This is a genomic window from Cetobacterium sp., from assembly GCF_048470075.1.
Lineage (GTDB): Bacteria > Fusobacteriota > Fusobacteriia > Fusobacteriales > Fusobacteriaceae > Cetobacterium_A.
Genome location: NZ_DBGBQB010000135.1, coordinates 1 through 12,339, shown reverse-complemented (window position 1 = coordinate 12,339; position 12,339 = coordinate 1). Strand labels below are relative to the sequence as shown.

The 12,339-nt window shown below is 31.3% G+C and carries 10 protein-coding genes; 7 read left to right on the top strand and 3 right to left on the bottom strand.

The genetic code is table 11. The annotated features are described in order from the left end of the window. Positions 1 to 197: 197 nt before the first annotated feature. From ACMOUI_RS04785 to ACMOUI_RS04775, 3 genes are read left to right on the top strand one after another with little or no spacing between them, the layout of a single operon-like run. On the top strand, positions 198 to 833 hold the full coding sequence (locus tag ACMOUI_RS04785; protein ID WP_418964597.1) for a helix-turn-helix transcriptional regulator: 636 nt from the start codon (positions 198 to 200) through the stop codon (positions 831 to 833). 39 nt (positions 834 to 872) lie between these two features. Beyond that, positions 873 to 3,443 carry a pyruvate, phosphate dikinase gene (gene ppdK / locus ACMOUI_RS04780; protein ID WP_418964596.1) on the top strand — a complete coding sequence of 857 codons (2,571 nt, stop codon included), beginning with the start codon at positions 873 to 875 and terminating at the stop codon, positions 3,441 to 3,443. Position 3,444: 1 nt separating this feature from the next. Further along, positions 3,445 to 5,334, top strand: coding sequence for a fructose-1,6-bisphosphatase (locus ACMOUI_RS04775; protein ID WP_418964595.1), 1,890 nt, complete (start codon positions 3,445 to 3,447; stop codon positions 5,332 to 5,334). Positions 5,335 to 5,372: 38 nt separating this feature from the next. Here ACMOUI_RS04775 and htpG read toward each other — a convergent pair whose 3' ends face one another. Beyond that, the gene (htpG, locus tag ACMOUI_RS04770; RefSeq protein WP_418964594.1) at positions 5,373 to 7,193 is read right to left on the bottom strand and encodes a molecular chaperone HtpG; all 1,821 of its coding nucleotides are present in this window, start codon (positions 7,191 to 7,193) and stop codon (positions 5,373 to 5,375) included. Between the two features lie 173 nt (positions 7,194 to 7,366). On the opposite strand from htpG, the gene ACMOUI_RS04765 reads away from it, so the two are divergent. The 4 genes from ACMOUI_RS04765 (at position 7,367) to putP (ending at position 10,651) form a co-directional block, all read left to right on the top strand. After that, a complete protein-coding gene (locus ACMOUI_RS04765) occupies positions 7,367 to 8,092 on the top strand; it encodes a ThiF family adenylyltransferase (RefSeq protein WP_418964593.1) in 726 nt (241 codons plus the stop codon). 2 nt (positions 8,093 to 8,094) lie between these two features. Next, entirely contained in the window at positions 8,095 to 8,598 is a 504-nt protein-coding gene (locus ACMOUI_RS04760; RefSeq protein WP_418964592.1) for a flavodoxin, read from the top strand. A gap of 9 nt (positions 8,599 to 8,607) precedes the next feature. Next, positions 8,608 to 8,901, top strand: a complete 294-nt coding sequence (locus tag ACMOUI_RS04755) for a rhodanese-like domain-containing protein (RefSeq protein WP_418964591.1) — start codon at positions 8,608 to 8,610, stop codon at positions 8,899 to 8,901. A 316-nt stretch (positions 8,902 to 9,217) separates the two neighbouring features. After that, positions 9,218 to 10,651: a sodium/proline symporter PutP gene (putP, locus tag ACMOUI_RS04750; protein ID WP_418964590.1), complete on the top strand. Its 1,434-nt coding sequence runs from the start codon at positions 9,218 to 9,220 to the stop codon at positions 10,649 to 10,651. Positions 10,652 to 10,667: 16 nt separating this feature from the next. Here putP and ACMOUI_RS04745 read toward each other — a convergent pair whose 3' ends face one another. Further along, a complete protein-coding gene (locus ACMOUI_RS04745) occupies positions 10,668 to 11,156 on the bottom strand; it encodes a methylated-DNA--[protein]-cysteine S-methyltransferase (RefSeq protein ID WP_418964589.1) in 489 nt (162 codons plus the stop codon). A 66-nt stretch (positions 11,157 to 11,222) separates the two neighbouring features. Further along, on the bottom strand, positions 11,223 to 12,339 hold a 1,117-nt coding region (locus ACMOUI_RS04740; protein ID WP_418964588.1), incomplete at its 5' end, for an MFS transporter.

Genomic DNA, 12,339 nt, shown 5'->3' with positions numbered 1-12,339 from the left:
CCTAAAATATTATACCTAAAAAGGAAAAAAAAAGCCATTAGAAAGAGAGAAGAAAAATAAAATGTAAATATATACTTCAATAAATAATGTACACTTTTTAATAAATGTTGCAATTTTTAAGAGTAGATGTTACTATAATTTTAATAAAACAAAGTTATTTTTAAAAATAAAGTGCGCACTTTAAAAAAGGAGTTAATATGCAGTTAACGGAGAGACAGAGAGAGATTGTAGAGATAATAAAAAAAAATGGGCCTATAACAGGGGATGAGATAGCTAAAATGATATATATAACTAGATCAGCCCTAAGAACAGACTTTTCAATATTGAAAAAAATGTCAATAATAAAATCAAAGCAAAAAGTAGGATACACTTATAATGAAGCTTTTGTAGAATCAAATAATAAAACACTAGTAAAACATATAATGGGAATGCCAATAACTATAGATGAAAGCTATTCAGTTTACAAAACAGTACTTCTTATGTTTGAAAAAGATATTGGAACAATATTCATTACGAAGGATGGGAACCTTTCAGGTATTGTTTCAAGAAAAGATCTGCTTAGAATCGCTATTGGGAAAAGAGATATTGAGCAGATACCAATAAATCTTATAATGACAAGAATGCCTAACATAATATTTTCTACAGAGGATGAAACGATAGAGGATTGTGTAAAAAAAATAATTGAACATCAGATAGATTCAGTACCTGTTGTTAGAATCACAGAGAAAAATGGGAAGGAGATATATAAAGTAGTTGGGAGATTTACTAAAACAAATGTGAGTAAATTACTACTGGATATATTAGAAAATAAGAACAAAGAAAAAAGTGAATAGTTTTAATTAAAAAAATTAGAAAGTTCAGGAGAGAGAAAAATGAAAAATATTTACTTATTTAACGAAGGGTATGGTTTAGAAAAAATGATACTAGGTGGAAAGGGAGCCAACTTAGTAGAGATGAAAAAGATAGGACTACCTATTCCAAATGGGTTGATAGCAACTACAACAGCTTGTAAAAATTACTTTAAAAATGGAAATGCTTTATCAGAGAGTATGGTAGAGGATATAAAAGAGGGAGTAAAAAAGCTAGAGATAGAAACTGGTAAAAGATTTGAGGGAGAAAATCCTTTATTGGTTTCAGTGAGATCAGGAGCACCAGTATCTATGCCAGGAATGATGGATACGATACTAAATTTAGGTTTAAATGATAAAACAGTGGAGAAGTTAATTGAAAAAACAAAGAATGAGAAGTTTGTGTATGAGATATATTTAAGATTTATTGAGATGTTTGCAGAGATTGTAAAAGGAGTTTCAAGAGAGAAGTTTGCAAAAGTTAAAGAGTACTCAAAAGAAAAGAGTTATCAAGAGATTGTTGAGGCATTTAAAGGGTTATACTGGATTGAAACAGGAGAGTTTTTTCCTGAAAATCCAGAGGAGCAAATTTTAATGGCAGTTGAATCTATTTTTAAATCTTGGAATAATGAAAGAGCAAAGATATATAGACAGCTTAACAACATAGATGAGAGCATGGGAACAGCTGTTGTAATACAAGAGATGGTTTTTGGAAACTTTAATGAGTTATCTGGAACGGGAGTAGCTTTTACAAGAAATCCATCAACAGGAGAGAATGAGTTATTTGGAGAGTACCTATTAGAGGCTCAAGGAGAGGATATCGTTGCTGGAATAAGAACCCCTTATTCTATTGAAACAATGAAAAATCAACTTCCAAATATATATGAGGAGTTCTCAAATATAGCAAAATCTCTGGAAAAACACTATGGAGATATGCAAGATATTGAGTTTACAATTGAGGATGGAAAACTATTTATACTTCAAACTAGAAATGGGAAAAGAAGTCCAAATGCCTCTGTAAAAATAGCGGTAGATATGGTAAAAGAGGAGATAATCTCCAAAGAAAAAGCAATTTTAATGGTAGATACAGAACTATTACCACAAGTTTTCAATGGAACATTTGAGGATAGTGATATAGCTGGAAAAAAGTTTCTAGGGAAAGGATTACCAGGTTCAGCAGGAGTAGCTGTGGGGAAAGTAGTTCTTTCCACAGACAGAATAAAAGAAGGAGAATCTGTAATTTTAGTAAGAGTGGAAACTTCCCCAGAAGATATCAAAGGCATGAGTTTAGCTAAAGGGATTGTAACTGTAAAAGGTGGAGCTACATCCCATGGAGCTGTTGTGGCAAGAGGAATGGGGAAATGTTGCGTAACTGGATGTGAGGATATAAAGATAGACCCAAGCGAAGAGTTTTTTACAATCAATGGTGAAAAGATTCAAGAGGGGGATATTATATCTATAAATGGATATAATGGAGATATCTATAAGGGCGCTATAAAATTGAAAATGGGTGAACTTGGTGAGGAGTTAAAGGAGTTTTTAGAGTGGTGTAAAGAGTTTAAAACTTTGGAGATTAGAATGAATGCAGATACTCCAACCGATGTTATAGTGGGTAAAAAATTTGGAGCTGAAGGAATTGGTCTTTGTAGAACAGAGCATATGTTTTTTGAGGATGAAAAAATCTGGAGTGTTAGAGAGATGATAATAGCTAGTACAAAAGAGGATAGAGATAAAGCTCTAGAAAAGCTTTTAGAACTTCAAAAGATTGATTTTAAAAAAATGCTACATAAACTGGATGGATTACCTATGAATGTGAGATTATTAGATCCCCCATTCCATGAATTTTTGCCTAAGACAGATAGAGATATACAAAAGTTGGCAACACTATTGGATAAAGCTCCTAGAGATATTGAAAATAGAATTAAAGAGTTAAAAGAGGAAAACCCTATGTTAGGACATAGAGGGTGTAGATTGGCAATTACTTTCCCTGAAATCTATGAGATGCAAGCAAGAGCTATAATAGAGTCAGCCATTGAGTGTAAAGGTGAAGGTGGAAGTTGTGAGATAGAGATAATGATACCATTTATTGGTGGAATTAGTGAATTCAAGTATATAAAAGAGAGTATATTAAAAGAGATAGAAAAAGTTTTTGAAGAGAAAAAAGAGAGCATAGATTACAAATTAGGTACTATGATGGAGCTACCAAGAGCATGTTTAATAGCTAATGAGATAGCGGAAGAAAGTGCATTTTTCTCATTTGGAACTAATGATTTAACACAGACAACTTATGGAATATCAAGAGATGATTCTATAAAATTTATAGATCACTATAAAGCTAAAAATATAATGAAAAGAGATCCATTCCAATCAATAGATACTCGTGGAGTAGGAAAGTTAATAGTTTTAGCTAAGGAGTTAGGTCAGAGTGTTAAACCCAATATAAAGATAGGAGTTTGTGGAGAGCATGGAGGAGATCCTAAAAGTATAGAGTATTTTAATGAGTTAGGATTTAACTATGTTAGCTGTTCGCCATTTAGAGTTCCAATTGCAATAGTTGCATCAGCTCAAAGTGCTATATTAAAAAGGATGAGTTAAGATGAATGTAAAAGAGGAAGAGTTTAAGTATTTAAAACTTTTAGCTAAAAATTTTCCAACAATTGCTGAAACAGCCACAGAGATAATAAATCTAGAAGCGATTTTATCTCTCCCTAAGGGAACAGAGCATTTTGTAAGTGATATACATGGGGAGTATGAAGCTTTCAATCATGTTTTGAAAAATTGTTCAGGTGTAATAAAAGAAAAAATTGAAAATATATTTACAGATTTGCCAGAGAAAGAGAGAAATCAATTGGCAACAGTGATATATTATCCCAAAGAGAAGATAGAGCTCATTCAGTCTTTAGGCACAGATATGGAAGAGTGGTATGGTAAAACTATACCTAGAATATTGGAAGTTTTAAAAGTAGTTTCCTCTAAATATACTAGATCAAAGGTAGGAAAAGCTATGACAAAGGAGTTTTCCTATATTATTCAAGAACTTTTATACGAGAGAGCTGAAGAAAAAAATAAAAAAGATTATATAGAGGGGATTATAACTACTATAATAGAGATAGGTAGGGGTAAAGAGTTTATAATAAATGTGAGTATGCTTATACAGAGATTAGTTGTTGACACACTTCATATAGTGGGAGATATATATGATAGAGGACCCTATCCCCATAAGATAATGGATAAACTTATGAAACATCACAATGTGGATATTCAATGGGGAAATCATGATATTTTATGGGTGGGAGCAGCTTGTGGTCATGGGGCATGTATAGCGAATGCTATTAGGATCTGTTTAAGATATTCCAATAGAGAAATTTTAGAGGATGGATATGGAATTAATCTATTACCTCTAGCTACATTAGCTTTAGAATTTTATGGGGATGATCCATGTTTAGGGTTTGAATCTAAAACAAAAGAGAGTCCCACAGATAAGGAGCTATTATCGAAAATGCATAAGGCGATTGCTATCATTCAATTTAAATTGGAGGGAGAGGTAATAAAAAGAAATCCAACATTTAAAATGGAGGATAGATTGTTACTTCACCATCTGGACAGTGCAGAGTATTTGACTTTAAATAAAGATAATATCTATGAGTTGAATGAAAGGGAAAAAGAGGTTGTGGATGGATTGATAAGAAGTTTTAGAAATAGTGAAAAACTTCAGGAACACATAAAATTTTTATTGGAAAAAGGAAGTGTCTATTTAAAAAGAAATTCCAACCTTCTATTTCATGGATGTATGCCTTTAGATGAAAAGGGTGGATTTAGAGAGATTGATATCTTTGGAAAAAAATACTCAGGTAAGAGACTTTTTAAAAAATGTGATCAACTTTGTAGAGAGGGATACTATGAAGATGATAGCATTAGAGGAAAGGACTTTATATGGTACCTTTGGTGTGGTAAAGATTCACCACTTTTTGGTAAAGATAAGATGAGAACTTTTGAAAGATACTTTTTCTCAGATAAGAAAACACATAGAGAAAACTATGATTACTACTATGAATTTTCAGAGAACAAAGAGGTAGCAGAAAGAGTTTTAAAAGAGTTTGGAATATTGGATGAGTATTCCCATATAATAAATGGACATGTTCCAGTTAAGGTAAGAAATGGAGAAACACCTATAAGAGCTCAAGGAAAACTAATTCTAATAGATGGTGGATTTTCAAAAGCATATCAATCAACAACAGGTATTGCAGGTTATACACTGATATTTAACTCTCATGGAAAAAGACTAGTCTGTCATAAGCCATTTGAAAATATAGGGGATTCTGTGGAAAAGTGTTTAGATTTTCAATCTACAACTGAGATAGTTGATAGTAAGAAAGAGAGACTTAAAGTTAAAGATACAGATATAGGAAAAGAGTTAAAAGGGCAAGTTAAAGAGCTAAAAAAACTTTTATATTGCTATAAAATGGGTATAATAAAGAGTATGTAAAGCAAAATAAAATAAGGAAGGGTTGCCCTTCCTTATTTTTACTTTTTACTTAAAATATTATTTAATTTTGTAACAAAATCCAATGGATTTTCAAGAGCAAATCCCTCTATTAAAAGTCCCTGACTATAAAGTATATCTGCTAAATCCTGAAGTTCTGATTCTGAAGCATTTTGAAGTTTATTGAAGAGAGGGTGATTTGGGTTTATTTCTAAAACTTTTTCAGCTTTAACTCCCTCATTACCTGGAATTTGAGATAAAAGTTTTTCCATTTCTAGGGATACTTCACCCTTAGAAGATAGGGAAACAGAGCTATCTCCAAGTTCAGGATTAAGTTTAATCTCTACAATTTTATCTTTTAACGTATCTTTAATCTTATCAAGAAGAGATTTATTGATTTCAGAAAGTTTTTTAATCTCCTCCTTTTCCTTTTCAGTTTCAAATGTTACCTCATTAACTGATTTAAATGGTTTTTCTTGGAATGAGTTCATAGTTTTTAAGGCGAACTCGTCAGCACCCTCTGTTAGGAATAAAACTTCAAATCCTTTATTTATAACATTTAAAACCTTTGGCATTTTTTGAAGAATATCTATATTCTCACCAACTGCATAGAAGATATCTTTTTGATCCTCTTTCATTCTTTCAACGTACTCTTTAAGAGATGTGTACTCTAAATTTTTAGAGCTTTTGAAAAGAAGAAGATTCTCTAACTTATCTTTATTCAAACCAAAGTTTTCATGAACTCCAAATTTTATATGTCTTCCAAAAACTTCCCAGAATTTTATATATTTCTCTCTGTCATTAGCCATTAATTTTTCAAACTCACTTATGATTTTCTTCTCTAAATTTTTAGAGATAGCTTTCAGTTGTTGAGTCTTTTGTAAAATCTCTCTAGAAATATTAAGAGATAGATCATCAGTGTCAACCAATCCCTTTATAAAATTAAAATATTGAGGGATTAACTCTTCACATTTATCCATTATAAAAACATTTTTTGTATATAGCTGAAGTCCTCTTTTATACTCTCTTGTGTAAAGATCATAAGGAGGAACTTGAGGAATAAATAGAATCGCATTATACTCTAAGTTTCCTTGTACATTGAAGTTAAAATGGAAAAGAGGATCTTGCCAATCATGGTAAGTGGATTTATAGAACTCATTGTAATCCTCATCTTTTAACTCATCCTTAGGAGTTTTCCAAATTGGTTTAGTGGAGTTGATTCTCTCACCATTTAACATTATTGGATATTTTACATAATCAGAGTATTTTTTTATAAGTCCTTTTATTTTATATTCATTTAAAAACTCTTTATCTTCGTCATTGTCCTTTAGATGTAAAGTGATTGAAGTACCTCTATCCTCTCTATCAATCTCCTCGATTTCATAGCTTCCTTCTCCAGTAGAAGTCCATCTAACCCCTTTGTCTGAGTATGGAGATTTAGTTTCTAAAACTATCTTATCAGCAACCATAAATGCTGAATAAAAACCAACTCCAAATTGTCCAATTATATTTAAGTCACCACTTTTTTTAGCCTCTTCCAGTGTGCTTAAAAAAGCTTTTGATCCAGACTTAGCAATAGTACCAATATTCTCAACAACCTCTTCAAAAGTCATTCCAATTCCGTGGTCAGTAATAGTAAGAGTTTTTAACTCTTCATTAGGAGCGATAGTTATACAAAGTTCTTCAGAGGAGTCTAAAATATGAGTATCTGTAAGAGCTTTGAATTTTAGTTTATCAGTAGCATCACTGGCATTTGAGATAAGTTCTCTTAAAAAAATCTCCTTATGAGTATAGATAGAGTGTACCATAAGGTTTAAAAGTTCTTTAGTTTCAGCTTGAAATACTTTTGTTTCTTTTTTCATTGTATCCTCCTTAAAAAAAATAGCACTCCACATATAACGTGGCTAATAAAATATATATATCATAAACTTTAAAAAATTGTCAAGAGTTTCTAAAGAAAAACTTGTATTTTATAGTTCTTTAGTATATAATCTTTATGTAATTAGTAAAGAATATAAATAAGGTTGGTAAATGGATGATTTTTCAAAGAACAGAGTTATTAATAGGTACTGAAAACCTAAAAAAATTAAATGATTCCCATGTACTTGTTTTTGGAGTAGGTGGAGTTGGAGGATTTGCAGTAGAAGCTTTAGTTAGAGCAGGTATTGGAGAGATAACAGTTGTTGATTTCGACACCGTTGATATAACAAATTTGAATAGACAGATAATAGCCACTCAAGAGACTGTTGGGAAAGATAAAGTGGAAGTTATAAAGGAGAGAGCTCTTTCAATAAATCCAAATATAAAGGTAAATGCCTATAAAGAAAAGTTTTTTAAAGATAAAAGAGATATGTTTTTTTCAAAAGAGAAAAAATATACCTATATTATTGATGCAATTGATATAGTAACAGCAAAATTAGATCTAATAACTATTGCAAAGGAGTTAAATATTCCTATTATCTCATCAATGGGAACAGGAAATAAAATAAATCCAACTATGTTAGAGATTGCGGATATAACAAAAACATCTGTTTGTCCTTTGGCAAAGGTAATGAGGGCAGAGTTGAAAAAGAGAAGAATTCAAAAGGTGAAAGTTCTTTTTTCAAGAGAGTTACCAATGAAACCTAAAAATTTAGAGAATAATAGAGAGAAGCAAAACAACGTGGGAAGTATATCTTTTGTACCATCTGTGGCAGGACTTATTATAGCCAGTGAAGTGATAAAAGATATAACAGCATTAAAGAACTTAGGAGGAAATTAATCATGAAAAAAATAGGAGTTTTTTATGGAACAACATCTGGAATAACAGCTGGAATAGTTGATGAGATAGAGTTTTATTTAAGAGGAGAGAACTACGAAGTATATGATGTAGCAAATGGAATTGAAGATATGGAAGGAATTGAAAATCTTATCTTAGTTTCACCTACATATGGGGTTGGAGAGTTACAAAAAGATTGGGAAAATGTATATGATGAGCTAAAAAACATGAATTTTTCAGGTAAAGTGGTAGGAATAGTGGGAGTAGGAAATCAATTTGCATTTGGAGAGTCATATGTTGGAGCTATGAGAAAGTTATATGATGCAGTGATAGCTAAAGGTGCTAAAGTTGTAGGATTTACTTCAACAGAGGGGTATAGTTATGAGGAAACTGAATCGGTTATAGATAATAAGTTTGTAGGTCTTGCTCTGGATGAAAGTAATCAAGATAACGAGACACCAGATAGAATAAAAGCTTGGGTAGAAGAGATTAAACCTCTATTTAATTAAGGAAAAAATATGGAAAGATATAAGACATTGAATCAAAATGAAGTAAAAGAGCTATTGAAAAAAGAGAATACAATACTTTTAGATGTTAGAACAGAGGAGGAGTATTGGGATAAATCAGTGGAGAATAGCTTAAATATTCCCCTTCATGAATTGGAAGAAAGAGTCAGTGAGTTGGAGTTGAATAAGACATATATAACATTTTGCAGAAGTGGAGTTCGGTCTAAAACAGCTGCTTTAATCCTTTTAGAAGAGGGCTTTAAAAATGTATTTAATTCTCAAGAGGGAATATCAACTTGGAAATAAAAATTGACAAAATAATTTTCATATGTTACTATAATGAAAATAAAAAATTAAAGGAGAGTTCTAGTGAAGAAAGATCAAGTTATTTCAAATAATGTAAATAGACAACCCATCCCCCCTAGATAGGGATTTGTGTTTTAAGCATTAGTTTATGTTTAGATACAGATCCATTTTGTGTTACAAGTTGGATCTGTATCTAAGGGAAAATAACTTTTAAAAAGATTATTTTTATAGGATTCTTTTGATGAGGGTCACTTAGGTACAGTTGTACTTAGGTGGCCCTCTTTTATTTTTATTAAAAATTTGGGAGGAGTATAAGATGATAGGATTGGAAACGTTTATTACATTTGGAGCATATTTACTATTTTTAATAGGAGTAGGGGTTTATTTCTATGGAAAAACTTCTAACTCAGAGGACTACTTAATAGGTGGAAGAGGGGTTGGAAGTTGGGTAACAGCGCTATCAGCTCAAGCTAGTGATATGAGTGGATGGCTGCTTATGGGATTACCTGGAGCAGTTTATCTATCTGGATTTGGACAAATCTGGGTTGTTATAGGTTTAACAGTGGGAACATATTTAAACTGGAAATTTGTAGCTCCAAAACTTAGAGTGGAAACAGAGATTGAGGATACACTAACTTTGCCAACCTTTTTAGAGAAAAAGTTAAAAGATGACAAAGGTACAATAAGAAAGATATTGGCCTTAGGAACGCTATTTTTCTTTACGATTTATTCATCATCAGGGCTAGTTGCAGCTGGAAAGTTATTTGAATCAATACTTGGAATTGATTATAAGGTGGCTGTAGTTATAGGAGCAGTAACAATAGTTGCGTACACATTTATGGGAGGATATTTAGCTTCATGTTGGACAGATTTTTTCCAAGGTGCTTTGATGTTTATAGCTATAATAGCAGTTCCTTTAGCTGCATATTACAAGATAGGAGATATGGAAACAGTTAAGCAAGGGATAGAGTTAAAAGGTATAACATTGAATATATTTAGTCAAAATGGAGAGAGTATAGGAATTTTAGGGATATTATCATCCTTAGCTTGGGGATTGGGATATTTTGGACAACCACATATTTTGGTTAGATTTATGAGTATAAATGATGTGAAAGAGTTAAAAAAATCTAGAAGAATAGCTATGATATGGGTTATTATCTCTCTAATTGGAGCTATTGCAATAGGACTTTTAGGAATACCACTGTTTAAAAATGTTGCAGAGTTAGGTGGAGATGCTGAAAAGATATTTATCTATATGATAAAAGAGCTATTTAATCCTTGGGTGGCTGGAATTTTATTAGCTGCAATTTTATCAGCTATAATGTCAACAATAGATTCACAGCTATTGGTATCATCAACTACTTTAACTGAGGATTTTTATAGATATATGAAAAAAGATGTTTCTGATAAAGAGATTATGTGGGTAGGAAGAGTATGTGTGATAGTTATAGCGCTACTTGCTCTACTGTTTGCATTGAATCAAAATGCTAAAGTATTGTCACTGGTGGCATATGCTTGGGGAGGGTTTGGAACAATATTTGGACCAGCTATACTATCTGTTCTTTACTTTAAAAATGTAAATAGTAAAAGTGTTCTAGCTGGAATTTTAGTTGGAATGTTTGTATTTTTAATGTGGAAAGTTATAGGATTAGATAGCTATATGTATGAGTTATTACCTGGATTTTTTAGTAATTTAATAACAGTTTATATAGCTGAAAAGGTATTTTATAAAAGGGCTATTGAGGCATAAAAAAAGGGGTACAAAATTATTTTGTACCCTTTTCTAAATTTAAAAGGTGAGCCTTTAAAACTAAACCATAGGCATAGCCTGTAAGTTTTCCATTGGACCCAATCACTCTATGACAGGGTATAACAATAGGGATGGGATTTTTATTATTAGCCATTCCAACGGCTCTACATGCTTTTGGATTGCCAATAGCAATAGCGATATCTTTATATGATTTAACTTCCCCATAGGGAATATCTAAAAGTGCATTCCAAACAGATTTTTGGAACTCTGTTCCAATGGGATCTATTTTAAAAGTAAATTTTTTTCTTTTGCCTTCTAAAAACTCATCAATCTCTTTAAATGCTTTTTCCAAAGTTTTTGTGAGTTTAAAAGTTCTACTCGAGGTAGGGTTATTGAGCTCAATTTTGATAACTTTATTATCGATCTCTTCAATTTTAAGTAGGCCAAATGGAGTATCAAAAATATAGAAATAACCAGAACAATCTTTTTTTAAACAACTCTTCAAATTTTTACCTCCTAAAAAAATACTATTTAGAGTATAGCATAGTTTTAAAAAGTAAACATAGTTTTTTTATGGAGAGTGATAAAATTTTAAAAATAGAGCTAAAGAGAAAGCTATTATAATAAAAACTAGAAATATATATTGGTATGCTATAAACTCCAAAAGAAGTCCAAATAAAAATAGACTAAGAGGAACGAGCAACTCTGCAATAAAATCCAATGAGGAAAAGAATTTTCCTAGATATTGTTCTGAGATTTTCTCTTGGAAGTAGGAATCTATAGGAATGTTAATGAAAGATAGGCTAAGCCCAAAAATAAAACTAAAAATATAGAGATAGATTTGAGAGATATCTTTTAAAACCAATATTCCAAAGGAAAAACCAATTATAAATATACCTATATTTAGCATAGATAGTAGTTTAAATCTAATAATTAACTTACCTGTTAAGTAACTACTAATAAGAACTCCTATGGTAACAATACTTCCAAGAGTTCCATAGATTTTTTCTAAATCGGTGGACAGAAGCAACTTAGGTAACAAAATTGGAAATATAGGACTCACAATAAAGTTAATAACTAAGGCCACTATAAATATCTTTAAGATATTTATATCAGCTCTTATAACACCGCTCATACTTTTAAAAGTTGACCTTAAAATACTCTTTTTAAAAGGTGAATGATCTTTCTTTTTTATAAAGAGATATTTTAGAGAACACTCAATTAGAGCGGATATAAAAAAACTAAATCCATTCACTATTAGAACCGCTTTTATTCCATAATTTAAAAATAAGAATGTACCAATAACAGGAGCAACTATACTAGCAGTAGCAGATAAAGAGGATTTCAAAGAGTTTATTTGCCCTAAGTTTTCATCTTTAAACAGTTGAGGGATAATAGCGGATAAGGAGGTGGAGAAAATCCGGTATACAAAACTAGTGAGAATTTGAATAAGCAGTATTATTTTAATATCATTCTCATCGCCATTGAAGAAAAAAGAGGAGGAGATTAAAATAAGAGCTGAAAGCATATCACAGGTTACAAGTATATACTTTTTATTATAATTATCAGCCAAATATCCTGAAAATAGGAGAGCAACCATTCCAAAATATATACCTATGGCATAAACTGAACCCATCTTAGCAGTAGAACCCGTTATTTTTAATATATATAGTGGCATAGATATGGAC